Source organism: Bradyrhizobium sp. JR4.1 (genome assembly GCF_040548605.1).
Taxonomy (GTDB): domain Bacteria; phylum Pseudomonadota; class Alphaproteobacteria; order Rhizobiales; family Xanthobacteraceae; genus Bradyrhizobium; species Bradyrhizobium canariense.
In genome coordinates, this window is record NZ_JBEPRY010000009.1 from 21,223 (window position 1) to 44,643 (window position 23,421).

General features: G+C 64.4%; 18 protein-coding genes and 1 pseudogene. 9 read left to right on the plus strand and 10 right to left on the minus strand.

The window, feature by feature from the left end; all coding sequences use genetic code 11:
* Nucleotides 1-183 precede the first annotated feature (183 nt).
* The 5 genes from ABIB90_RS19290 to ABIB90_RS19310 all read right to left on the minus strand — a co-directional run bounded on the left by ABIB90_RS19290 (nucleotide 184) and on the right by ABIB90_RS19310 (nucleotide 6,151).
* Nucleotides 184-1,923: a methanol/ethanol family PQQ-dependent dehydrogenase gene (locus ABIB90_RS19290; protein ID WP_354201190.1), complete on the minus strand. Its 1,740-nt coding sequence runs from the start codon at nucleotides 1,921-1,923 to the stop codon at nucleotides 184-186.
* A gap of 116 nt (nucleotides 1,924-2,039) precedes the next feature.
* A complete protein-coding gene (locus ABIB90_RS19295) occupies nucleotides 2,040-2,693 on the minus strand; it encodes a QcrA and Rieske domain-containing protein (protein WP_354170548.1) in 654 nt (217 codons plus the stop codon).
* A gap of 264 nt (nucleotides 2,694-2,957) precedes the next feature.
* The gene (locus tag ABIB90_RS19300) at nucleotides 2,958-3,422 is read right to left on the minus strand and encodes a group III truncated hemoglobin (RefSeq protein ID WP_007601358.1); all 465 of its coding nucleotides are present in this window, start codon (nucleotides 3,420-3,422) and stop codon (nucleotides 2,958-2,960) included.
* 137 nt (nucleotides 3,423-3,559) lie between these two features.
* Complete coding sequence (locus tag ABIB90_RS19305; protein ID WP_354201191.1) at nucleotides 3,560-4,471, minus strand: 3-hydroxybutyryl-CoA dehydrogenase; 912 nt, start codon at nucleotides 4,469-4,471, stop codon at nucleotides 3,560-3,562.
* A gap of 201 nt (nucleotides 4,472-4,672) precedes the next feature.
* On the minus strand, nucleotides 4,673-6,151 hold the full coding sequence (locus ABIB90_RS19310) for an FAD-binding oxidoreductase (RefSeq protein ID WP_354201192.1): 1,479 nt from the start codon (nucleotides 6,149-6,151) through the stop codon (nucleotides 4,673-4,675).
* Nucleotides 6,152-6,373: 222 nt separating this feature from the next.
* Between ABIB90_RS19310 and hisC the strand changes: the two genes are divergently transcribed.
* The 3 genes from hisC (at nucleotide 6,374) to ABIB90_RS19325 (ending at nucleotide 9,557) form a co-directional block, all read left to right on the plus strand.
* Complete coding sequence (gene hisC, locus ABIB90_RS19315; protein ID WP_354201193.1) at nucleotides 6,374-7,426, plus strand: histidinol-phosphate transaminase; 1,053 nt, start codon at nucleotides 6,374-6,376, stop codon at nucleotides 7,424-7,426.
* Between the two features lie 149 nt (nucleotides 7,427-7,575).
* Complete coding sequence (pstS, locus tag ABIB90_RS19320; RefSeq protein ID WP_354201194.1) at nucleotides 7,576-8,631, plus strand: phosphate ABC transporter substrate-binding protein PstS; 1,056 nt, start codon at nucleotides 7,576-7,578, stop codon at nucleotides 8,629-8,631.
* Nucleotides 8,632-8,858: 227 nt separating this feature from the next.
* A complete protein-coding gene (locus tag ABIB90_RS19325; RefSeq protein WP_354201290.1) occupies nucleotides 8,859-9,557 on the plus strand; it encodes an ABC transporter permease in 699 nt (232 codons plus the stop codon).
* Here ABIB90_RS19325 and ABIB90_RS19330 read toward each other — a convergent pair.
* Entirely contained in the window at nucleotides 9,531-10,340 is an 810-nt protein-coding gene (locus ABIB90_RS19330) for an ABC transporter substrate-binding protein (protein WP_354201195.1), read from the minus strand. The genes ABIB90_RS19325 and ABIB90_RS19330 overlap by 27 nt on opposite strands.
* A 173-nt stretch (nucleotides 10,341-10,513) precedes the next feature.
* On the opposite strand from ABIB90_RS19330, the gene ABIB90_RS19335 reads away from it, so the two are divergent.
* Both ABIB90_RS19335 and ABIB90_RS19340 read left to right on the plus strand, forming a co-directional pair.
* On the plus strand, nucleotides 10,514-10,786 hold the full coding sequence (locus ABIB90_RS19335) for a hypothetical protein (protein WP_007601345.1): 273 nt from the start codon (nucleotides 10,514-10,516) through the stop codon (nucleotides 10,784-10,786).
* 291 nt (nucleotides 10,787-11,077) lie between these two features.
* On the plus strand, nucleotides 11,078-12,175 hold the full coding sequence (locus ABIB90_RS19340) for a hypothetical protein (protein WP_354201196.1): 1,098 nt from the start codon (nucleotides 11,078-11,080) through the stop codon (nucleotides 12,173-12,175).
* Between the two features lie 17 nt (nucleotides 12,176-12,192).
* On the opposite strand, the gene ABIB90_RS19345 is transcribed toward ABIB90_RS19340, so the two are convergent.
* Nucleotides 12,193-13,509 (minus strand): alpha/beta hydrolase, encoded by a 1,317-nt coding sequence (locus ABIB90_RS19345; RefSeq protein ID WP_354201197.1) that lies wholly within the window; start codon nucleotides 13,507-13,509, stop codon nucleotides 12,193-12,195.
* Nucleotides 13,510-13,786: 277 nt separating this feature from the next.
* Here ABIB90_RS19345 and blaBJP point away from each other — a divergent pair, with 277 nt between their 5' ends.
* Nucleotides 13,787-14,671, plus strand: coding sequence for a BJP family subclass B3 metallo-beta-lactamase (gene blaBJP, locus ABIB90_RS19350; protein ID WP_354201198.1), 885 nt, complete (start codon nucleotides 13,787-13,789; stop codon nucleotides 14,669-14,671).
* Between the two features lie 326 nt (nucleotides 14,672-14,997).
* The gene (locus ABIB90_RS19355) at nucleotides 14,998-17,004 is read left to right on the plus strand and encodes a putative bifunctional diguanylate cyclase/phosphodiesterase (protein WP_354201199.1); all 2,007 of its coding nucleotides are present in this window, start codon (nucleotides 14,998-15,000) and stop codon (nucleotides 17,002-17,004) included.
* Nucleotides 17,005-17,016: 12 nt separating this feature from the next.
* Here the strand turns inward: ABIB90_RS19355 and hutU are convergent.
* From hutU to hutI, 3 genes and pseudogenes are all read right to left on the minus strand, one after another.
* Nucleotides 17,017-18,420 (minus strand): annotated as a pseudogene (hutU, locus tag ABIB90_RS19360) (urocanate hydratase); the annotation flags it as partial.
* Nucleotide 18,421: 1 nt separating this feature from the next.
* On the minus strand, nucleotides 18,422-19,981 hold the full coding sequence (hutH, locus tag ABIB90_RS19365; RefSeq protein WP_007601333.1) for a histidine ammonia-lyase: 1,560 nt from the start codon (nucleotides 19,979-19,981) through the stop codon (nucleotides 18,422-18,424).
* Nucleotides 19,978-21,192 carry an imidazolonepropionase gene (hutI, locus tag ABIB90_RS19370; RefSeq protein WP_354201200.1) on the minus strand — a complete coding sequence of 405 codons (1,215 nt, stop codon included), beginning with the start codon at nucleotides 21,190-21,192 and terminating at the stop codon, nucleotides 19,978-19,980. Before hutI ends, hutH begins: the two co-directional genes overlap by 4 nt.
* Before the next feature lie 99 nt (nucleotides 21,193-21,291).
* Between hutI and ABIB90_RS19375 the strand changes: the two genes are divergently transcribed.
* Nucleotides 21,292-22,650: a formimidoylglutamate deiminase gene (locus ABIB90_RS19375; RefSeq protein ID WP_354201201.1), complete on the plus strand. Its 1,359-nt coding sequence runs from the start codon at nucleotides 21,292-21,294 to the stop codon at nucleotides 22,648-22,650.
* A complete protein-coding gene (gene hutC / locus ABIB90_RS19380) occupies nucleotides 22,647-23,375 on the plus strand; it encodes a histidine utilization transcriptional repressor HutC (RefSeq protein WP_354201202.1) in 729 nt (242 codons plus the stop codon). Before ABIB90_RS19375 ends, hutC begins: the two co-directional genes overlap by 4 nt.
* Nucleotides 23,376-23,421: the final 46 nt, after the last annotated feature.

Here is a 23,421-nt window from a genome sequence, read left to right on the forward strand (position 1 = left end):
TGAGGGGTATGCCTGCGTGAGTCTCGCACATTGTGATGCGCGGATAGAACCCCTCATCCGGCGCTTCGCGCCACCTTCTGCCGCAAAGGGAGAAGGGAGGACGCCGACGCAAAATGCGGCGGACGTTGCCGTCCGCCGCATTTGCCCCCTAACACTCCGCTTCTTTCGATCCGCCAGCGGAGCTTACTTCTTCAGCGCGAACACCCAGATCACGCCGCCCTGCGGCACGTTGGCTTCGATGCCGATGTTGTTGGTCACGAGTGCATCCTGGATGCGCTGCGCATCCACGCCCCATCCCGACTGGATCGCGATGTATTGCGTGCCGTCGATCTCATAGGACACCGGCATGCCCATGATGCCGGAGTTGGTCTTCTGCTCCCAGAGCAGCTCGCCACTCTTGGCGTTGAAGGCGCGGAAGTTGCGGTCGTTGGTCCCGCCCACGAAGACGAGATCGCCTGCGGTCGCCGTCACCGATCCGAACAGCTGCGACTTGGGGAAGTTGTGCTGCCACACCTTCTTGCCCGTGGCGGGATCCCAAGCCTGGAGCTCGCCGAAATGATCGGCACCCGGCTTCGTCTTCAGGCCGATGTCCTCCGGCTTGGTGCCGAGCCAGAGCTCGCCGGGCTTGAGCGGAACCTTCTCGCCGGTGAACCCACCGCAGAAATTCTCGTTGGCGGGCACGTAGACGAGGCCGGTCTTCTGGCTGTAGGCCGCCGACGGCCAATCCTTGCCGCCCCACAGCGATGGACAGAACTCCACGCGCTTGCCGACCACGGGCTTGTGCGCGGGATCGACGATCGGCCTGCCGCTCTCGGCGTCGATGCCCTTCCAGACGTCAGTGGAGACGAACGGCCAGCCGGCGACGTAGTTGATTTTGGTCGGCGTGCGCTCGAGTATCCAGAAGATCGCATCGCGTCCCGGATGGACCAGGCTCTTGATGTTGCGGCCGTCGCGTTGCAGGTCGATCAACATCGGCGCTTCGACTTCGTCCCAGTCCCAGGAATCGTTCTGGTGATACTGGTGATGGGTCTTGATCTTGCCGGTGTTCGGATCGAGCGCGAGCACCGAGGAGGTATAGAGATTGTCGCCGGGATGCATCTCGCCGGGCCACGGCGCGGCGTTGCCGACGCCCCAATAGATCGTCTTGGTGTCCTTGTCGTAATTGCCGGTCATCCAGGCCGAGCCGCCGCCGTTCTTCCAGTCCTCGCCCTGCCAGGTGTCGTGGCCGGGTTCGCCTTCGCCCGGAATGGTATAGGTCCGCCACAGCTCCTTGCCGTCCTTGGCATCATAGGCGGCGACATAGCCGCGCACGCCGAACTCGCCGCCGGAGCCGCCCACGATGACCTTGCCGTCGACGATCAGCGGCATCAGGGTCATGTACTGGCCCTTCTTGTAGTCCTGCACCTTGGTGTCCCACACCACCTTGCCGGTCTTGGCGTCGAGCGCGACGACATGGTCGTCTGTGGTGGCGAGATAGAGCTTGTCCTCCCAGAGGCCGACGCCGCGGCTGGTCGGATGCAACTGGAACAGGTCGTCGGGAAGCTGCCGCTTGTAGCGCCAATATTCGTCGCCCGTTTTGGCGTTCAGCGCGATCACCTGTCCCATCGGGGTCGCAACGAACATCACGCCGTTGTTGACGATCGGCGGCGCCTCGTGACCTTCGACCACGCCGGTCGCGAAGGTCCAGACCGGGGTGAGGTTCTTCACATTCGAGGTGTTGATCTGGTCGAGCGGGCTGTAGCCCTGCCCGTCATAGGTCCGCCGGTAGAGCATCCAATTGGCGGGTTCCGGGTTTTCCAACCGCTGCGCGGTGACCGGCGCGTAGTTCTCGATCTGGCCTGATACGGCGGCGGTCGAGGCAAGAGTCGATGCAAGACACGTGAAGGCGACGAAGCCGGACAGTAACCACTGCTTCCTGGTCATGGCGTTCCCCTTTTTCATCCGTTTTGAATTCTTGTTTTGAATTCTTGTCGTTCGTCCCGTCGTCCACCCATCGGCGGATGCGGTCTCTCATGACGCGGGCACAACCCGCACGCCCATCATCCCGGCTGCGCGCCACCTACCTTTCCGACGAAGTTTCCGGCGACGCTGAGCGAGCCGTCAGCCAGCGCCAGCGGCAGCGCAGCGAGCCGTCGCGGCGCCGGCCCGAACACGACCTGCGCGCCCGCGCGAGGATCGTATTCGGAGTTGTGGCACATGCATTTGAGCACCTCCTTGTCGCCGACATCGCTCTTCACCCACGCCGTGACAGGACAGCCGGCATGCGAGCAGATTGCCGAATAGGCGAGGATGCCGTCGACGGCGCGCGCTTTTGTCTGCTCGTCGAGCTCGGCGGGGTCGAGGCGGATGATCAAGATCTCGTTGAGGCGCGAGGCGCTGCGCACGACCGATGTCTTTGGATCTTTCGGCCAGGCATGCACCGGCGGTCCGCCGGCCGACAGAGCGGCCGCGGTGACGGGCTTTCCCTCCTGATCGCCTTCGGAGAACACGAGCAGATCGCCTTTCTGAGGCCGCTCGTCGGAGCCGGGCGCATCCTCGCCCGCGTGGACCTGCGTGGAACAGGCGAAGCACGCCGTGGTGGCCAGCGCACTCTTCAAGAGTGCCCGCCGGGTTTGCTCCGTGCAAGCGTCAGCTTCGGATTCCGCTGTGTTGTCGGAGGATGAAGAGGATGGGTTGAACGATGCACTCGACATGTTCACAAGCAGGCGCTGGAACTCTGCCGAAAAAAAGGCAAAGATTTTTTCCCGCAGTGCATCACACGGTTATGCTCGCACTGATTGAACGCGAACACGCGCATTTGCGCGCATTTTTCTAATTGCAACGTCACGCTACGCGACCGGCATGATGATTTTGCAGATCAGATCAATGCTGCCGGTATTGGTGCAATGCGCCGACGCTCGGCGCGATCGTAGCGCCATCAATGCGGCTGCGCATTTCTCAGGCAGGCATTCTGTATTCTAGGAGCGGAGCACGTGACGCGGCGCAGCGATGCGTCCGGCCAAGGTCGCCGACGCCATCTCGAAACTGTCGGCGATGCGGCGCGCCCTGTCGATGAACAGCGCGGCTGCCTGCGGCGGGCAGACCTCGCGCGCGGTCTGTTCAAACAAATCGAGCCAGCGGTCGAAATGATCCCCGACCAGGTTCAGTGGCATATGCGCCCGCATCGGCGAACCATGGTAGCGGCCGCTCATCAGCACGACCGACGACCAGAAATCCCGGAGCTTGGCCAGATGCTCGTCCCAATTCTGCACGATCGCGAACACCGGCCCCAGCAGCGCATCCTCGCGGACGCGGCCATAGAAACGGGTCACGAGTTCCCCGATCATCTCTTCGGTGATCCCCGTGCGCTCGATCGCATCCTGGGTCAGCAAATTCCGCCGCGCGGCCGCAGCCTCGCGCTCGGCCTTCAGTCGATCCGACATGTCCCTTGTTATCCGTTCCGTTGTTCCCGCAGGACGCCCGTTCGACATTGTCAGGCCGATTGCGCGCGGCGTCTTTGTCGCAGCGCAAATCGCGGGGGCCGGCGGCGAGCACTCAACGCCCGTCGCCTGCGCCATTGTCAGGCGCCGTAGGTGTAAAAGCCCTGCCCCGTCTTGCGGCCGAGATGGCCGGCGTCGACCATTTCCTTGAGCAAGGGGGCTGGACGGTATTTGGGGTCGTTGAAGCCTTTATAAAAGACCTCCATCACCGACAACATGGTGTCGAGCCCCACGAGATCGGCGAGCGCCAGCGGCCCGATCGGATGGTTGCAGCCGAGCTTCATGCCGGCGTCGATCTCTTCCGCCGTCGCAATCCCCTCCTGCAGCGCGAAGATCGCCTCGTTGATCATCGGGCACAGGATGCGGTTGACGGCAAAGCCGGGGCTGTTCTTGGCCGTGATCGCCACCTTGCCGACGCGCTTGGCGAAATCGAGCGCCTTGGCGTGGGTGTCGTCGGAGGTCTGCAAGCCGCGGATGAGCTCCAGCAGCGCCATGACCGGAACCGGATTGAAGAAGTGCATGCCGATGAAGCGGTCGGGGCGGTCGGTCGCCGCGGCGAGCTTCGTGATCGAGATCGACGAGGTGTTCGTGGCGAGCAGCGTGCGCGGCGACAGCGTCGCACAGAGATCCTTCAGGATCTTGACCTTGAGTTCCTCGTTCTCGGTCGCCGCCTCGATGACGAGATCGCAATCGACGAGCTTGGCGCGGTCGGTGGTGCCGGTGATGCGCTTGAGCGTGGCGTCGCGATCGCCCGCCGACATCTTCTCCTTCTTGACCAGGCGCTCGAGACTGCCGCCGACCGTCGAAATCCCGCGGTTCACCGCCGCATCGGAAATATCGACCATCACGACCGAAAGCCCGGCCGCGGCACAAATCTGCGCGATGCCGTTCCCCATGGTCCCTGCCCCGATGATGCCAACGGTTTGGATCATTGCCTCAAATCCTTCATCCTTGCGGACGTGCCATACCGGCCTCGCCCATTGTTCCTGCATCAGGGTCTAGCACCGCCCCCGGGCTGGTGCGACCTGATCTTGTCCCTTCCTTAAAGCATCCAAGGCGGGAATAAAGCCGCCTTTCGGTCGCGAAACGGCATGATTTGGCGACCTCCTGGCCTGTTTGGCCCGGCCATCCGCGGCATCCCGTCTCCGGGAGCGCCGAGCGTTCGGGAGCACCGGGCTCACGGTGGGCGCGCCTCAACCGAGACGAAGCACCTTGCCCGGATTCATGATGTTCTTGGGATCGAGCGCCCGCTTGATCGTGCACATGATGTCGAGCTCGATCCGGGAGCGATAGTGCTGGAGCTCGTCGAGCTTCTCGATGCCGATGCCATGTTCCGCCGAGATCGAGCCGCCCATCGAGGTGACGAGGTCGTTGACGGCCCGTGTGATCGCCGCGGAGTACTGGTTGAGCGTATCGAGGTCCATGCCCTTCGGACCCATGAAGGAGAAGTGCACATTGCCGTCTCCGATATGGCCGAGCGGATAGGGGCGGATCGCCGGCAGGATGGCGAGCACGGCCCCGAGACCGCTGTCGATAAACTCGGGAATCCTGGAGACCGCGACGGACACGTCGTAGCTCAAGCCCGGCCCTTCGGTGCGCGATGCCTCGGCCACGCTCTCGCGAATCCGCCACATGTTGCGCGACTGCGTTTCGGTTTGCGCGATCACCGCATCCAGCACCCGGCCGGCCGCGAGTTGGTCGGCCAGGAACTGCTCCATCCTGTCCGACATGCCCGTGCCTCCGTCCTGCCGTGGCCGAGCCGACGACCATTCGAGAAGGAGATACCATTCGGTCTCAGCCTTGAGAGGATCCTGAGTGCCGGGAATGTGGCGCAGCACCATGTCGGTGCACGCACGGCTGATGAGCTCACAGGAGCCGACATTGTCATCGGAAGCGGCATGCGCCTGCGACAGAAGGTCGATGGCAGCCTTGGGATCGCGGATTGCAAGCCATGCCGTGCATACGTCTTTCGGCGCCGGCCAGAGTTTCAGCACCGCCTTGGTGATGATGCCGAGCGTCCCTTCGGCGCCCATGAACAGATGCTTGAGGTCATAGCCGGTGTTGTCCTTCTTGAGCGCACGCAGGCCGTCCCAGACATCGCCGTTAGCCAGCACGACCTCCAGACCCAACACCAGATTTCGCGCATTGCCATAACGCAGCACCTGCACGCCGCCGGCATTGGTGGACAGATTACCTCCGATCATGCACGAGCCCTGAGCACCGAGGCTGAGCGGAAAGAGGCGGTCGTGGCGCGCGGCTGTGTCCTGAAGCGTCTCGAGGATGCAGCCTGCCTCCACAGTCATGGCATAGCCGACGGGATCGATATTCAACACCTGGTTCATGCGACCGAGCGACAGCACGATGCCGCGGTGCATGGGCCACGGCGTGGCACCGCCCATCAGGCCGGTGTTGCCACCTTGCGGAACGATGGCAATGCCGTTGTCGTAGCAGAGCTTGACGACAGCGGAGACTTCCGCGGTGCTGGCCGGACGCACGATCGCCGCGGCCTGCCCCGCCAGCGTGCCGCGCCAGTCGGTCACGAAGGGCAGCTTGTCCTGTTCGTCCAGGATCAGGCCTTTGTCGCCGACGATGGCCCGCAAGCGGTCGAGAACGGCTGAGGTCACTGGCGCGGTCGGAATCGAGGGAGCGGTGGGAAGGGCTGCACCCGGCATGTGTTCCTCTCTTTTCGGCCGTTCCGCGCCCTGGGGCGCGCCAGCCTTCGTTCTTGTTTTCATTCTGGGCGGTGGTGCGATGACCCTAGCATAGGGGGCGCGCTTGGGAACGTCTCCGGCAGTAAGCCTCGTGCAGATTTGCCTGGAATTGCTGAATGCAGGCGCACTTCCGCGGAGCTCCCGTATACCCTACTGTGCCCGATCACATTCGGATTGGAGATCATGAGCCGTTTCTGGAGTCCGGTCGTCCACACGCTTTCGCCCTACGTCCCCGGCGAGCAGCCCAAGCAGGACGGCATCGTTAAGCTCAATACCAACGAGAATCCCTACCCGCCCTCGCCGCGCGTGCTGGCGGCGATCGCAGCGGCCGTGGAGCGGCTGCGCCTTTATCCCGATCCGCGCGCAACGCGCCTGCGTGAGGCGATCGCGGCCCATTGCGATGTGGCGCCCGAGCAAGTGTTCGTCGGCAACGGCTCCGACGAGGTTCTGGCCCACACCTTCCAGGCGCTTCTGAAGCACGAACCACCGCTTCTATTCCCCGACGTCACCTACAGCTTCTACCCTGTTTATTGCGGCCTCTATGGAATAACGCATGAGGAGGTGCCGCTCGATGCTGCGATGAGGATCGATATCTCCGACTACAGGCGGCCATCGAGCGCCATCCTGCTTTGCAATCCGAACGCTCCTACCGGCATTGCCCTTCAGCGCGACGCAATCGCATCGCTGTTGGCCGAACAGCCGGACCGGCTGGTGGTGGTTGACGAGGCTTATGTCGATTTCGGCGCGGAGAGCGCCGTGCCGCTGGTTGCGCGCCACGACAATCTGCTGGTCATCCAGACCTTCTCGAAGTCGCGCTCGCTCGCTGGCCTGCGGGTTGGTTTTGCCATCGGCCAACGACCGCTGATCGAAGCGCTGGAACGCGTGAAGGACAGCTTCAACTCCTATCCCGTCGATTGCCTCGCGATCGCCGGCGCCGCCGCCGCCATCGAGGACGACGGCTGGTTCCGAGACACCCGTGCCCGTATCATCGCGAGCCGCGAAACCTTGGCCCGCGACCTCAGACAACTCGGCTTCGAGGTGTTGCCGTCGCTCGCCAACTTCGTCTTCGCGCGCCATCGAAGCCGGAGCGGAGCAGATCTCGCGGCAGCGCTTCGCCAGCGTGGCGTTCTGGTCCGGCATTTCGGCAAGCCACGCATCGAGAACTTCCTGCGCATCACGGTCGGAACGGAGGCAGAGTGTGCCCGGCTTGTTGAAGTGCTGCGCGACTTGATCTGATCCGACGCACGCATCGCGGTAGGTGCGCCAAAGGCTCTCGTGCCGACCCTCGTCGTGTGCTGCTCGTGACGCGCCTCACACAAGCAATCGCGACAGTTTTGTGACATAGACCACATCTGCTTCCTGCCCGAGCTGTTAGCGTCGCGCACATGAAGAAACACATCGCACTCCCCATGATCCTCGCCGCTCTGCTCGTCGCTACGCAAAGCCTGGCAGCTGAGACCAAAGGGGCCGGCTCAACTTTCGTTTCGCCCGTGATGGCGAAATGGATCGATGCGTATAAAACGAAGACCGGCAACACCGTCAGCTATCAGGCGGTCGGCTCGAGCATCGGCGTCGGCCTGATCAAGAAAGAGGCCGTCGATTTCAGCGCCAGCGATATGCCGCTCGATCCCAAAGAGCTCGACAAGCTCGGCATGATGCAATTCCCGATCGTGATCGGGGGCGTGGTGCCAGTGGTCAATATCGACGGAGTCAAGCCCGGCCAGATCCGCTTCACCGGCCAGATGCTCGCCGATATCTATCTCGGCAGGCTCAAATCCTGGAACGACCCGGCCATTCGCGCGGTCAACCCCGACATCAGGCTGCCGAACACGCCGATCACGGTGGTCCATCGCATCGACGGATCCGGGACGACATTCAACTGGTCGAACTACCTTTCCAAGGTCAGCCCGCAGTGGAAGACGAGCGTCGGAGAAGGGACCTCCGTCGAGTGGCCGCTTGGCCTCGGCGGCAAGGGCAATGATGGCGTAGCCTCGCTCGTCAGCCTCGTTTCCGGCGCGATCGGCTATCTCGAATACAGTTACGCATTGCAGCGGCTCGACCGGATCTCCTTTGGCCGAGTGCAGAACAGCGCCGGCAATTTCGTCGTTCCCGACGCCACATCGTTCCAGGCTGCGGCCGCGAGCGCGGACTGGAAGGCGGAGAAGGATTTTCATCTCGTGCTCACCAATGCGCCCGGCGAAGACGCCTACCCGATCACGGCCACAACTTTCGTGCTGATGCCGAAGGCGCCCAAATCCGTCGACAGGTCGGCGGCCGCCATCGATTTCGTCCGCTGGTCGCTGAAGAACGGAAAACAGCAGGCCGAGACGCTCAACTACGTTCCGCTGCCGCACGCTTTGGTCGAGCAGATCGAGCATTATTGGCAGCAGAGCATTGGGGCAGCCCCCACGCTCTCGGCATCGGCCAACGTCAAGCGGTGATATCAAAGGGAAGCTGCTGCCAAACGGCCCGCGACTTTGATATCCGGTCGAATTCGGTTTCCAAACCGGTCCGCGCGAGTATTCTGTGACTGGCCTGCTGCCTGGAAGCTTTTCCTGCGGCGGGCCGGGCCACTGGATACTTGCAGGGAATCAGACGTGACGCAGCTCCGCAGTCCTGGAATTGACGGACCCCAGCCATGGCGGCGGGCGCCGAAGCTCAGGCACGGATGAACGAATTCGCGCGATCCATCGGCGCCGCCTTCACGCTGATCGGCGGAGCCGACGCAGAGCTTCTGGGCATCGTCGGACTGTCGGTGCGCGTCAGCCTGACCGCCAGCATTGTCGCGCTTCTGATCGGGGCACCGTTCGGGGCGCTGCTTGCGATCACCCGGTTCCGCGGGCGGCAGGTCATCATCGTTCTCACCAATGCCTTGCTTGGTCTTCCGCCGGTCGTGGTCGGGCTCGCACTCTATCTTATGCTGTCACGATCCGGCCCGTTCGGGGCCGCCGGCCTGTTGTTTACGCCAACGGCCATGGTGATTGCGCAATCGCTGCTCGCCACACCGATCGTGGTCGCGCTGGTGCACCGGCCGGCGAGCCTGCTGTGGGCGGAGTATGGCGACTTGGCGCGGATCGACGGGCTGTCGACGTTGCGCAGCATCGGCTTGCTGTTCGCGCTGGGCCGGACCTCGCTGCTGACGGCCTTTCTAGCAGCCTTCGGGCGCGCGATCGCGGAGGTTGGCGCCATCCTCATCGTCGGCGGCAACATTCGCGGTTTCACGCGCACGATGACGACGGCGATCGCGCTGGAGACCAGCAAGGGCGACCTGCCGCTGGCGCTCGGGCTCGGGCTGATCCTGCTTGCACTCAGCGTCGCAGTATCAACCGTCGCCTTCCTGCTAGTGGGACGCGTTGGGGAAAAATAGCTGCTCGCCGCCGACCTTGTAGCCGGCGATGGCCTCCTGCCCCCCAGGAGAGATCAGCCAGTCGATGAAGGCCTGTCCGTCCCTCGCCTTCACGTTCGCATGCTTGGCCGGATTCACCAGCATGACGCCGTACTGGTTGAACAGCCGCTTGTCGCCTTCGGTCAGGACGGCAAGCTCGCCGCGATTCTTGAATGACAACCAGGTGCCGCGGTCCGACAGCAGATAGGCGTTCGACGACGACGCCATGTTGAGTGCCGGGCCCATGCCCTGACCGATCTCGCGATACCAGCCGTCTTTGGCGGCACCGAGATCGATGCCCGCCTCCTTCCAAAGCCGTAGCTCGGCCGCGTGCGTGCCGGACTTGTCGCCGCGCGAGATGAACGGCGCCTTCGCGGCGGCGATCTTGCGCAGCGCATCGGCCACGTCCTTGCCGCCGGCGATCTTCGCGGGATCGCTCTTCGGCCCGACAATGACGAAGTCGTTGTACATGACATCGAAGCGCTTCACGCCCTCCCCTTCGGACATGAACTTGTCCTCGGCAGGCCTGTCATGGACGAACACGACGTCTGCATCGCCGCGCCGCCCGATGTCGAGCGCCTGGCCCGTACCGACGGCAACGATCTTCACGTCGATGCCCGCGGCCTTCGAGAACAGCGGCAGCAAGTAACCGAACAGCCCCGACTGTTCCGTCGACGTCGTCGAGGCCACGGTGATGGCGCGCTCCTGCGCGACTGCGATCGTGGACCAGAGCAGAATCGCTCCGAGAGTCATTATCTTTTTCATGCCTCGTCCTTACACCAGATGCCCGATGTTCCAAACTCTACCGTCGATAGAGCCGTACAGGGAACCTCGACAAGCGCCGCAACGCGCTTGGTCATGATCCTCGCGACGCTTCCCTGTGAGGAACGTCCGCTCCGCGCGCAAGTTGTCCTCAAGTCAACCCAGGAGGAAACCAGATGAAGAAGATCATTTTGGCATCCGCGTGCATCATGGCGCTGGCGACCGGCGGCGCCTTTGCGCAGACACAACCCGCCCCAGGCGCATCCGGCCATGGCGACGTCGGCCCTTCGTCGCGGGGCCCCGCGACCAAGGGCATGACGACCGGCGCGTCGTCGAACATGCAGAACGAGGCCGCCGACAGCAAGGGCAAGCAGACTCCGTCGGCCGGCGGCAGCAACACCAACAACATGGGCAGCCAGGCCGGCGGCGGCGCGGGCTCCGGAAAGTAGGCTTGCATCGATCGGAAGTCCGGAGAGGGGCGATCGTCCCCTCTCCAAAAGCTTTCATGCCGTCAACGCTTGTCGACGTCTGCGCATAGGTCTTGGTGTCGAACAAAGCGTATTGGCGGGGCTGCAGCTTGACTACAGTCACGCCGGCTAACTCGCAGCCGCGCGCTCTAAAGGCTTGGATGTTCTGCAATTGGTCCCACCTACATTGACATCAGTGTGACAGCCGGGGATTTTTACATTGCTGGCGAATCAGCGATGGCCTCAAGCCGAGTACCTCTTGGACAACTCCCAGTGCTTTCGAGACTGATATCGTTGCTGCGCCGCATCCCCGCGGTGAAATGGGCGTTGACCCGGCTTCGGCCTGCGCCGCACGGCGGCAGCATCGCGGTCGCGCCTGATACCGCAGACGCCTCATCCGCCATTGTTGCTGACATTGCAGTAGCCGCGGAGGTTCTCGACACCAGCATCGGCGTGGATACGTCGCACTGCGACGCCGCGGTCGCGGCTTCGGCCGAAGACGACAGCGCCAGCCCTGTCATCGCGGAGAGCCCGTCGGAAGCGCCAGCCGATATCAGCGGCAGCGACGAATCCTCCCGGGAGACGGCGGCGGGCGTCGAGCCGGTCGTCGTGGAGGAAGCATCGGTCGCGACCGTCGAGGTCGTGCGCGAACCGGTCGACGTCCCCGAACTCATCATCAACAGCGATCTATCTTCCGAACTCGCGGACGGCGTTGAGCCCGTTGTCGCGGAGGAGGCCTCGTCCGCCGATGCCGCGGTCGAGATCGTCCCGGTTGATGCCCCCGCTCTCGCCGCCAACGACGAGCATTCCGCTACCGTCGACGTGGATACTCGCTCAACTCTTGACGATGCGTGTGTGGCGCTTGCCGATCGCGAAATCTCGGCGGAGCATGTCGCTGAGGATAGCATCGACAGCGATCCCTCCCCCAGCGCCGCGAAAGTCGCCGACGAGACGCCCAGCGTCGTCACGGATGTTGCGCCGGAGCCGGCCCTCGAGGCTCCCGCTCCGGAGATCACTGGCGCGCCGAAGATCCGTGCAAAGATCGCAGAACCAGCCGACCGCGCCGCGCTGATCCGGCAGCGTTGGGCGGAGACCGGGATCAGGATGTGGAATCCGCGCCTTCACGGCGCCGGTGATGCCACACTGAACATCCAGGGCAGTGTCGGGCTGCTGCCGCCCGCGCCCGGCGAGACGATGCCGCGCTACGACAAGCTGGAATTCCGGATGCTCGGTGGACAGATCGTTTGCGAAGGCGTCATTGTCGAAGCACCCGCGCATGCAAGCCAGCGCAGTTTTACGCGGCTCGCCGAGCCGGGGAAACCCGATCGGGTCCGCGAACCAATGCGGGAACGCCAGGCCGCTCTCGCCTGACCCTTTACTCCCTGCGCTCAGGGGATCGGATAGCCCTTCCAGACCCACTCCAGCGCCGACGGCAGCGTCTGCGCGATCGTGGGACGGTCGACGTGCTTGGCGTTGCGCACGAACAGAAACTGATAGTGGTAGCCCTTCTCCGCCAGCACCTTGGCCATCAGCGCGTTGGAGAGGGTCCAGTCGTGCATGCCGTCGGGAATGGTGGGGTTCGGATAGAACAGGTCCTGGTCGCCGCCGAAGAACCAGAAGCGGATCGGCTTGGCCGGCGCAGCGACGATCAGCGGCACGCCGGGCGGCTCGGCCGGCGTGAGCACGCCAGCCTTGGAAATGAGATTGGGTGTGGCCGCCCCCGTCCATGCGCTGTGATATTCCCAGGCGCCGCCGCGCAGCGACGGGTCGTGCGGCCATTGCTGGTTGACCATGGTCGGCGAGAACGCCAGCACGCGGTGATAGAGATCGGGATAAAACCACGCCATGGTGAAGGCTGCCACGCCGCTCGAACTCAGCCCCATGGTCGCACGCCCATCGGGATTTCTGGTCAGCTTGACGTCGGCGTTCTTTTCGACCAACGGCAGCACTTCACGCTCGACGAACTGCGCGTAGGTACCTGACACCGCGTCATATTCGCGGCCACGCTGACTGCCCTGCGCGTCCTGCCCGCCATTGCCGATCTGGATCGCGATCATCGGCGGCACGCGGCGCTGCGCGATCAGATTGTCGAGCGTAGTGGCGAGATCCTTGTAGGCGTTCGAGCCGCCGTCGCCGACCACGATGAACGGCGCCTCGGTGCCGCGCACATATTGCGCCGGCACATAGACGTCGATGGTGCGCGACCAGACGCCGGGATGGCTGGTGGTGACGATCATGTGCGACTTGTCCTCCGGCGCCGTGACCGTCGTCATGATCGAGGAGTTGGTGCAGCCGGCGACGTCGTCGCGGATCAGGCCGGGATTGTAGATGGCGCTCTCCTTCGACGGCAGCGTGAAGGATTTTGTCGTCCCGCGCGGCACACCCTCCCTCGCGATCGTCTCCGGCGCAGGATTGTGGGTGGGGCCGATGATAAAATTGCCCTCGGCACCCGGTGGCGGCAGCGTTCCGTCAGGAAGCTCGGTCGCGCGCGGGTAATTGGGATTGGATGGATCGCGCGTCGGAGGCGCCGTCTTGAAATCGAGACCCGTCGTATCGATAAAGAACGGGGCCGCCTTGTCGGTGCTGTTGGCCCCAGGCGGCATCACCATGTTCTGGGTGACGCAGGCCGGCTGCGAGTAGGCAATTGAAGTGAAGGAGACGAGGAAACTCAGCGTCCCCGCAAGGACGGAGGATGATCTGGTCATTTCAGCTCCCGATGCCGACGAGTCTTTCTGGCTCGCCTTGGGGCAAAGTATGGCGAGCCGACTGCGCGCGGTCAAACCCCAACCGGCCGCGTTGCAGCGATGGCCGCCATGCTCAAAACGGACGGGCACGGTTATTCCGCGCATGCCACGACATTTTTCAGACATGTGGCCGTTGCTGCCGCACCTCGCACGACGTAGCTTGCCGGCCGGCCGCGCGAAGGCCGCGCCCGATCAAGACGACAAGAACAATCTGCAAGAACAATCTGGGAGACAAACGATGAAAAAGCTCAGGGCCGCGCTCTGTGCATTGGCGTTCCTCGCAACCGGCGCGCAGGCGCAGACCGTCAAGGATTTCATTGCGGCGGTCACCAAGAAATGGACCACGCCGTTCGAGCCGTTCCAGCTCATCGGCAACATCTACTATGTCGGCACTGACGGCATCGCCGTCTACATCATCAAGACCTCACAGGGCCTGATCCTGATGGATACGGCGCTTCCGGAATCCACCGGCATGATCAAGGACAACATTGCCAAGCTCGGTCTCAAGGTCTCCGACATCAAGATCATCCTCAATACGCACGCGCATTTCGACCACACCGGCGGCTTCGCCGAGATCAAGAAGGAGACCGGTGCACAGCTCGTGGCCGGTGAACGCGACAAGCCGCTGCTGGAGGGCGGCTATTATCCTGGCGACGAGAAGAACGAGGACCTCGCCTTCCACGCAGTGAAGGTCGATCGCGCCGTGAAGGAGGGCGACAAGGTCACACTCGGCGACACCACGCTGACCGCGCATGCGACTCCTGGCCACTCGCCGGGCTGCACGAGCTGGGAAATGACCGCCAAGGACGGCAATCAGGACCGCGACGTGCTGTTCTTCTGCAGCGGCACGGTGGCATTGAACCGGCTGGTCGGCCAGCCGACCCATGCCGGAATCGTCGACGACTACCGTGCGACCTACGCCAAGGTGAAGGCGATGAAGATCGACGTGCTGCTCGGGCCGCATCCGGAGGTCTATGGCATGCAGGCCAAGCGTGCCGAAATGAAGGACGGCGCACCGAACCCGTTCGTCAAGCCGGGTGAGCTCGCAGCCTACGCCACAACCCTGTCGGAGGATTTCGACAAGCAGCTCGCCAAGCAGACCGCCGCGCTCGAGAAGAAATAGCGGTCATCCGGGCATCCGCACACCTTTCCTCGACAAGGAGAGGTGTACGAGCAGATCGCCTCGCACCATTGGCGATGCGACAGAATGCTGCGCCGACACCGATGGTTAGCAGAGCGTCACCAACGTTTTTGCGGTCTTTTGCAATCGATACGCTCGTTTTCGCCGCCACATATCGTTAACCCGGCCTCACCAATGCAGGCGGCCGGAAAACTCCCGGTAGCGTACAACCTTCGCCGGCTTTTCCTGCGAGACCCGCCTAACGCGACCTTTACCCTCGCCGTGCAACATCCCCAGCGTTTTGAAGGGGATCCGGGGCTCGTATTGCAATGCCTGTCACCAATTTGAAGTCTCATCTCGCCGCCGCGTTGCAGCTGTTTCGCGTGCCCGCTGACCCCGACCTCACGCGCGCGCAATTCGACGCCTTCTCCAAGCAGATCCCGTTGCTCTATTTCATCCTCATGAGCAACACGATCGCTGTCGCCTATACCTATGTGAGCGTGGCGCCGGACTGGTTGACGCTCATCGTGCCATCCGTGCTGACCGCGCTCGCGGCGCTTCGCACCTTCTGGTGGCTGCGCCAACGGCACCTCGTGCGCACCGATGCCGACATCCTACGCAATCTGCGCGCCACCAACTGGATGACATTGCCGATCGGCGCGGGCTTCACAGTCTGGTCCTTCGCGCTCTACCCTTACGGCGACCCCTTCGCCAAGAGCCAGGTTGCCTTCTACATGGCGGTGACCGTGATCGGCTGCATCTTCTCGCTGATGCATCTGCGCTCGGCGGCACTGATCGTGACGCTGGTCGTCGACGTGCCCTATGTGCTGTTCTTCTGGGCCACCGGCGAGCCGACGCTGAAGGCGATCGCCGTCAACAATCTGCTCGTGTCGGGGGCGATGGTGACGGTGCTGTTCATCTACTATCGCGACTTCGCCGATCTCGTCGCGAGCCGCAAATCGCTGCTGGCACAACAGGCAGCCACCCAAGCCCTCTCGGACGAGAACTTCCGCCTCGCCAACCTCGATTCCCTGACCGAACTGCCGAACCGCCGCCGCTTCTTCGCCGAGCTGTCGAGCGCGTTCACCGATGCCGAGCGCAGGAACGTTCGCGTCGCGGTCGGGATCATCGACCTCGATGGCTTCAAGCCGATCAACGACAATTACGGCCATTCGGTCGGCGACCGCGTTCTGATCGAGGCGGGCCGGCGCATCCGCGAAGTCTGCGAGGGCTTCGGCCCGCAGCGGGTGGAATTCGCCAGGCTCGGCGGCGACGAGTTCGGCCTCGTCGTGTGCGGCGACCCTGACGATGCGAATCTGATGCGGCTCGGCGAACGCGTTGGTGACCAGCTCAAGCTGCCCTACCAGCTCGACACCGCCCATACCGGGCTGTCCTGCTCGATCGGCTTCGCGCTATTCCCGCAATCGGCAACGACGGCGGAAGCGCTCTATGAATGCGCCGACTATTCACTTTATCACGCCAAGCGCCATCTGCGCGGCCGCACCGTGATCTTCTCGGGCGAGCTCGAGGCCGAGATCCGCAGCCGCGGCGTCATCGAGAATTTGCTGCGCACCGCCGATTTCAGCACCGAGATGGACCTGGTGTTCCAGCCGATCGTGGACGCCATGAGCGAGCACACCGCCGGCTTCGAGGTTCTGGCGCGCTGGCGCAGCTCCCGCCTCGGCCTGGTTTCGCCGGCCGACTTCATTCCCGCCGCCGAGCGCATCGGCCTGATCCGGCCGCTGACGCAGGCTCTGCTGGTGCGCGCGCTCGCGACGGCCAGGACCTGGCCCGACCACATCCGCCTGTCGTTCAACCTGTCCGCGCACGACATCTGCTCGCCCGAGGGCATCCTGCCGCTGATCACCATCGTCGAGAAGAGCGGGCTGTCGCCGCGCCGGATCGATTTCGAGATCACCGAGACCGCCGTCACCTTCGATTTCGTACGCGCACAACAGTCGATCGCGGCATTGAAGGCGATGGGCTGCGGCATTTCGCTGGACGATTTCGGCACCGGCTACTCCTCGCTGAGCCACGTGCACTGGCTGCCGCTCGACAAGATCAAGATCGACCGCAGCTTCATCGCCGACGTCAACGACAATGCAGTGAGCCACAAGATCATCAAGTCCCTCACGGGCCTCTGTAACGACATGGAGATCGCCTGCGTCGCCGAGGGCATCGAGACCCGCGCTCAGCTCGACACCCTGCGCCGGCTGGGATGCGACTTCATCCAGGGCTACTACTTCGCAATGCCCATGCACGGCGACGCGATCGGCGAGTATCTCGCAAAGGAACGCCAGCGCCTTGGCGGCGCCGGAGCCAGGGTCGTGGCCTGAGTCGCGCCTGGACTAGCGCAGGCTCGGCAGATCGAGCCCCTTGTCGCGGGCACATTCGATCGCTGTGTCGTAGCCCGCGTCGGCGTGGCGCATGACGCCGCTGGCAGGGTCGTTCCAGAGAACGCGCGCGATCCGCTTCGCCGCCTCCGGCGTCCCGTCGGCGACGATCACCATGCCGGCATGCTGGGAATAGCCGATGCCGACGCCGCCGCCATGATGCAGCGACACCCAGGTCGCGCCGCTGGCACAATTGAGCAGCGCGTTGAGCAAGGGCCAGTCGGACACGGCGTCCGACCCGTCCTTCATCGCTTCGGTTTCGCGGTTGGGGCTCGCCACCGAGCCGCTGTCGAGATGATCGCGCCCGATCACGATGGGGGCCTTCAATTCGCCGCGCGCTACCATCTCGTTGAAGGCAAGGCCCAGGCGATCGCGATCGCCGAGCCCGACCCAGCAGATCCGCGCCGGCAGGCCCTGAAACTTGATGCGCTCCCTGGCCATGTCGAGCCAATTGTGCAGGTGCTTGTCGTCAGGCATCAGCTCCTTGACCTTGGCGTCGGTCTTGAAGATGTCCTCGGGATCTCCCGACAGCGCCGCCCAGCGGAACGGCCCGACGCCGCGGCAGAACAACGGACGGATATAGGCGGGGACAAAGCCCGGAAAATCGAAGGCATTCTTCAGGCCCATGTCCTGGGCCATCTGGCGGATGTTGTTGCCGTAGTCGAGGGTCGGGATGCCTTGCGCATGGAAATCCAGCATGGCCTGGACGTGCTCGACCATCGAGGTTTTCGAGGCGCGCTCCACGGCCTTGGGGTCGGCGGCGCGCGTGGCTTCCCACTCCGCGAGCGTCCAGCCCTTCGGCAAATAGCCGTTGATCGGATCGTGCGCGCTGGTCTGGTCGGTGACGATATCGGGCCTGACGCCGCGGCGGACCAGCTCGGGAAAAATCTCCGCGGCATTGCCGAGCAGGCCGACCGAGACCGCCTTCTTCGTCTTGGCCGCCTCCGCCGTGATCGCAAGTGCCTCGTCGAGCGTGGCGGCCTGGCGATCGAGATAACCGGTGCGCAGACGCATCTCGATGCGGCTCGGCTGGCATTCGACTGCCAGCATCGAGGCTCCCGCCATGGTCGCAGCCAGCGGCTGCGCGCCGCCCATGCCGCCGAGACCGGCCGTCAGAATCCATTTGCCGGCGAGGCTGCCGCCGTAATGGCGACGCCCGACCTCAACAAAAGTCTCGTAGGTGCCCTGCACGATGCCCTGGCTGCCGATATAGATCCAGGAACCCGCCGTCATCTGGCCGTACATCATCAGGCCCTTGCGATCGAGCTCGTTGAAATGATCGAGCGTCGCCCAGTGCGGCACGATGTTGGAGTTGGCGATCAGGACGCGCGGCGCGTCAGCATGGGTGCGGAACACCTCGTCAGGCAAGCGTCGGAAACGGGTCGGTTGAAAGTACGGCGAGCGCCGCAGCCGGCAGCGCGTCGGCCTCGATCATCGCTGCAGCCTTGGCGAGATCGCCGGCCATGTAGCGGTCTGCGCCGAGCGGCGCTACCTGCTCGCGCAGTGCCGCAATGACGGCAACGAGCGGCGCACTCGTCGCATGCGGCGCGCGTAGCGTGATGCCCTGGGCGGCGACCAGGAACTCGATGCCGAGGATGGCAGCGAGATTGTCGGCCATATCGGACAGCCGCCGTGCGGCATGCGCGGCCATCGAGACGTGGTCTTCCTGGTTGGCACTGGTCGGCGTCGAGTCGATCGAGCAGGCGGCCGCGCGCTGCTTGTTCTCGGCATAGAGCGCGGCCGCCGTCACCTCGGCGATCATGAAGCCGGAATTGATACCGGGATCGGGAGTGAGGAACGGCGGCAGGCCGAAATTGAGCGCGGGATCGACCAGCGTCGCGATGCGCCGCTCGCTGATCGCACCGATTTCCGACAGCGCAAGCGCGATGGTATCCGCGGCAAAGGCCACCGGTTCGGCATGGAAGTTTCCGCCGGAGACGATCTCGCCGGTCTCGACCAGCACGAGCGGATTGTCGGTGACGGCATTGGCCTCGACGATCAGCGTCCGCGCCGCCTGCACGATCAGGTCGAGCGCCGCGCCCGCGACCTGCGGCTGGCAGCGCAGGCAATAGGGATCCTGCACGCGCTCGTCGCCTTCGAGATGCGACAGGCGGATGTCGCTGCCCTCGAGCAGCGCCATCAAGGCTGCCGCGGCCGCGATCTGTCCCGAATGGCCGCGCAGCGCCTGGATTTCGGGGCGGAACGGCGCCGTCGAGGCCATCGCCGCATCGACCGACAGCGCGCCGGTGACGAGCGCGGCGCGGGCCAGGCGAAATGCGCGCAGCACGCCGGAGACGGCGTAGGCAGTGGAGAATTGCGTGCCGTTGATCAGCGCGAGCCCTTCCTTGGGACCGAGCGTCAGTGGCGGCAGGCCGGCCGCGGCGAGCGCCTCGCGGCCCGATACGATCTTGCCATCGACGATCGCCTGCCCTTCGCCGATCATCACAGCGGTCATATGCGCGAGCGGCGCGAGGTCACCGGAAGCGCCGACCGAACCCTGCTGCGGCACCAGCGGTGAGACGCGCCGCGCCAGCATGGCCTGCAGCTGCTCGATCACCTCGCGGCGCACGCCGGAGGCGCCGCGCCCGAGCGAGATGATCTTCAGTGCCATCATCAGGCGGACGATGGGCTCGGGCGTCGCCGCACCGACGCCGCAGCAATGCGAGACGATGAGGTTGCGCTGGAGCAGCGCGGTCTGGTCCGGCGGAATGCGCTTCGAGGCAAGTTTGCCGAAGCCGGTGTTGATCCCGTACACGGGAGCGTCGGCGCGCGCGGCCCTTGCAACGATCTCCGCGGCCGCGTCGACGCGCGGCCAGAACGAGGGATCTAGAACAACAGACGCGCCTTCGAGCACGCGCGCGAGGTCATCGAGGCCGACGGTTCCCGGCTTGACGACGATCGGCGCGCGCTTCTCCGTCATTGTCCCCTCCACACCCGGCGGTGCAGCGGATTGAAGCCGATACGGTAGACCAGCTCGGCGGGGCACTCGATGTCCCAGATCGCAAGATCACACCATTTGCCTGCCTCTAACGTGCCGGTATCATGGAGCACGCCGAGCGCTCGCGCGCCTTCCCGGGTGACGCCGGCAAGGCATTCGGCCACATTCATCCGGAACAGCGTCGCGCCCATGTTCATGGCAAGCAGGAGCGAAGTCAGCGGCGAGCTGCCCGGATTGCAGTCGGTCGCAAGCGCCATGGCAACGCCGTGCTTGCGGAACGCCTCGACCGGCGGTTTTTGCGTCTCGCGGATGAAGTAGAAGGCGCCGGGCAGCAGCACGGCCACCGTTTTAGCTTTTGCCATCGCCGCTGCACCGGCTTCGTCGGTGTGCTCGAGGTGATCAGCCGATAGCGCCGAGAATTTCGCGGCAAGCGCAGCGCCGCCGAGGTTCGAGAGCTGGTCGGCATGCAGCTTGACCGGCAGTCCGAGCCGCCCCGCTGTCTCGAACACCTGCGCCGTCTGCTCGCCGGAAAATGCAATCCCCTCCATGAAGGCATCGACGGCATCGGCCAGGCCGGCCTTTGCAATCGCAGGCAACATCTCCCTGCAGACGAGATCGATGTAATGATCCTTGTCGCCCTCCGCCTCGATCGGCAGCGCATGCGCGCCGAGGAAGGATGTGCGGATCGCGACCGACCGCTGACAGCCGAGGCTTCGCGCGGCGGCCAGCTGCCGCATCTCGGTCTCGGTATCCAAGCCGTAGCCGGACTTGATCTCGACCGTGGTGGCACCCTCGGCAATCAGCGCATCGAGCCGCGGCAGCGCGTGTGCTACGAGCTCGGCCTCGCTTGCCTTGCGCGTCGCGGCCACTGTCGAGACGATACCGCCGCCGGCGCGCGCGATCTCCTCGTAGCTCGCGCCCTTCAGGCGCAGCTCGAATTCATGGGCGCGGTTGCCGCCATAGACCAGATGGGTGTGACAATCGACGAGACCGGGCGTGATCCAGCGCCCTCCGCAATCGATCCGTTCGGCTGCATCGGCATCCGCCGGAAAATCAGTCTGCGCACCTGCATAGACGATACGGCCGGCGCGCGCGGCGATCACGCCATGCTCGATCTCACCAAGATCGGCGCGGTCGGCCCGCATCGTGGCGAGCCGGGCGTTATGCCAGATCCGGTCGAAGCGCTCTGCCATGCAACTGTCCCTTCGCGGATGCCCCTGCGCCCTGGGATGCTTGACTTATATGTCTAGACATATAATCGTGTCGCGGTTCTGTCCAGCCGGCATGGAAACATGACACGACTGCATTTCGCCTCCGCGCTCCTGCCCTCGGGCTGGGCCAATGACGTGCAGGTGGTGATCACCGCCGGCGCGATCGCCGAGGTGACGCCGGGCGTGGCCCCGGCCTCCGGGGACGAACACCACGACATCGCGCTTCCGGGACTTGCGAGCCTGCACAGCCACGCCTTCCAGCGCGGCATGGCGGGTCTCGCAGAACTGCGCGGCGACAGCACCGACACCTTCTGGACCTGGCGCGAGGCGATGTACCGCTTCGCGCTGGCGATGACGCCTGACGACGTCGCAGCGGTCGCGACACTGCTTTATGTCGAGATGCTGGAGCAGGGTTTTACCCGCGTCGGCGAATTCCATTATCTGCATCATGACCGCGATGGCTCGCCCTACGCCGACATCGGCGAAATGGCCGCACGCATCGCGCAGGCCGCCGAAGCCTCGGGTATTGCACTGACATTGCTGCCGAGTTTTTATGCGCACGGCTCATTTGGTGGCGCAGCACCGCATGCCGACCAGCGCCGCTTCATCTGTACGGTTGATCAGTTCGCCGCGCTGGTGAGCGCCTCGCGCAAGGCGATTGAACAATTGCCGGGCGCAAATATCGGTATCGCGCCGCACAGTTTGCGCGCTGTGACGCCGGCCGAGCTTGCAGCGATCATTCCGCTCGCGGACGGCGGCCCGGTGCACATTCATGCCGCCGAGCAGGTGAAGGAGGTCGAGGATTGCCTGGCCTGGTCTGGACAGCGTCCAGTGCAATGGCTGCTTGAGCACGCGCCAGTCGACCGACGCTGGTGCCTCATCCACGCGACCCACACGACGGATGAAGAAGTCACTGCATTCGCCAAGACTGGCGCGGTCGCGGGACTCTGCCCTATCACCGAGGCAAGCCTTGGCGACGGCATTTTCTCGGCTCGCGAATTCGTCGGTGCCGGCGGTGCCTTTGGCATTGGCACGGATTGCAATGTGCTGGTCGGCGTCGCCGACGAGCTGCGCCAGCTCGAATATGGCCAACGGCTCAAGCACCGCGAGCGCAACGTGCTCTCCGCCGGCGCAGGCCGCTCGACGGGACGCGCCCTGTTCGATCATGCGCTTTCAGGCGGCGCGCGGGCACTAGCACAGATGTCAGTCGGTCTCACGCCAGGTGCGCGCGCCGACATCGTCACGCTCGACACCACGCATCCCTCGCTGGCGGGGCGCGCGCGCGACGCCGTCATCGACGGCTGGATCTTTGCCGCAGGCAGCGGTGCGGTCGATTGCGTCTGGGCCGGCGGCGACAAGGTCGTCGAGGGCGGACGGCACCGGCTGCGCCAGACCGCACGCGAACGCTTCAACGCGTCGGTCCGGAGGCTCGTCGCATGAGCCTCGCCACAGATGCCGCCGACAAGCCGACGCTCTACAAACGGATCCGCGCCGACATCGAGAAGCGCATCCTGACCGGGGAATGGCCGCCGGGCCATCGCATCCCGTTCGAGCACGAACTGGTCGCGCGCTACGGCTGCTCGCGCATGACCGTGAACAAGGCGCTGTCGGAGCTCGCCCAAGCCGACCTGATCGAGCGGCGGCGACGTGCCGGCTCCTTCGTCCGCCGGCCGCAACACCAGTCCGCCGTGCTCAAGATCGCCGACATGCGCGCCGAGATCACTGCGCTCGGGCGTGCTTACGGCTACGAGCTGATCGGTCGCAAACTCCGCGCCGCAACCGCTGCCGACCGCGACCGCCTCGGCGTCAAGAAGGCGGGCAAGGTGGTCGCGATCACCTGCCGCCACAGCGCCGACAACGTGCCTTTCGCCGTCGAGGACAGACTGATCGATCTCGCGTCGGTGCCGGATGCGGCGACCGCGGATTTTTCGCGTGAGCCACCCGGCTCATGGCTGCTTCACCATGTTCCATGGACAGAGGCAGAGCATACGATCAGCGCTATCGTTGCGGACGATCGCACGGCCGAAGCGCTCGACATCGCCGTCGGCGCACCCTGCCTCGTGATCGACCGCTATACCTGGCGCAGCGCGCGCACGATCACCGCCGTGCGGCTGCTCTATCCCGGTGACTCTCACCGCCTTGTCGCCCGATTCAAGGGAGGCTGAGAGGACGATGTCGGCACAAATCGTGCAACGTTTCGGGCAACGGTCC

Excerpts from the sequence above, each read along its gene's own strand:
- hisC (WP_354201193.1), top strand. The coding sequence starts at position 6,374 with ATGAGCCGTTTCTGGAGTCCGGTCGTCCACACGCTTTCGCCCTACGTC.
- hutI (WP_354201200.1), bottom strand. The coding sequence starts at position 21,192 with ATGGCAGAGCGCTTCGACCGGATCTGGCATAACGCCCGGCTCGCCACG.
- hutH (WP_007601333.1), bottom strand. The coding sequence starts at position 19,981 with ATGACGGAGAAGCGCGCGCCGATCGTCGTCAAGCCGGGAACCGTCGGC.
- ABIB90_RS19375 (WP_354201201.1), top strand. The coding sequence starts at position 21,292 with ATGACACGACTGCATTTCGCCTCCGCGCTCCTGCCCTCGGGCTGGGCC.
- blaBJP (WP_354201198.1), top strand. The coding sequence starts at position 13,787 with ATGAAAAAGCTCAGGGCCGCGCTCTGTGCATTGGCGTTCCTCGCAACC.
- pstS (WP_354201194.1), top strand. The coding sequence starts at position 7,576 with ATGAAGAAACACATCGCACTCCCCATGATCCTCGCCGCTCTGCTCGTC.
- ABIB90_RS19295 (WP_354170548.1), bottom strand. The coding sequence starts at position 2,693 with ATGTCGAGTGCATCGTTCAACCCATCCTCTTCATCCTCCGACAACACA.
- ABIB90_RS19335 (WP_007601345.1), top strand. The coding sequence starts at position 10,514 with ATGAAGAAGATCATTTTGGCATCCGCGTGCATCATGGCGCTGGCGACC.
- ABIB90_RS19355 (WP_354201199.1), top strand. The coding sequence starts at position 14,998 with ATGCCTGTCACCAATTTGAAGTCTCATCTCGCCGCCGCGTTGCAGCTG.
- ABIB90_RS19305 (WP_354201191.1), bottom strand. The coding sequence starts at position 4,471 with ATGCAGGAACAATGGGCGAGGCCGGTATGGCACGTCCGCAAGGATGAA.
- ABIB90_RS19290 (WP_354201190.1), bottom strand. The coding sequence starts at position 1,923 with ATGACCAGGAAGCAGTGGTTACTGTCCGGCTTCGTCGCCTTCACGTGT.
- ABIB90_RS19325 (WP_354201290.1), top strand. The coding sequence starts at position 8,859 with ATGAACGAATTCGCGCGATCCATCGGCGCCGCCTTCACGCTGATCGGC.
- ABIB90_RS19330 (WP_354201195.1), bottom strand. The coding sequence starts at position 10,340 with ATGAAAAAGATAATGACTCTCGGAGCGATTCTGCTCTGGTCCACGATC.
- hutC (WP_354201202.1), top strand. The coding sequence starts at position 22,647 with ATGAGCCTCGCCACAGATGCCGCCGACAAGCCGACGCTCTACAAACGG.
- ABIB90_RS19345 (WP_354201197.1), bottom strand. The coding sequence starts at position 13,509 with ATGACCAGATCATCCTCCGTCCTTGCGGGGACGCTGAGTTTCCTCGTC.
- ABIB90_RS19310 (WP_354201192.1), bottom strand. The coding sequence starts at position 6,151 with ATGCCGGGTGCAGCCCTTCCCACCGCTCCCTCGATTCCGACCGCGCCA.
- ABIB90_RS19300 (WP_007601358.1), bottom strand. The coding sequence starts at position 3,422 with ATGTCGGATCGACTGAAGGCCGAGCGCGAGGCTGCGGCCGCGCGGCGG.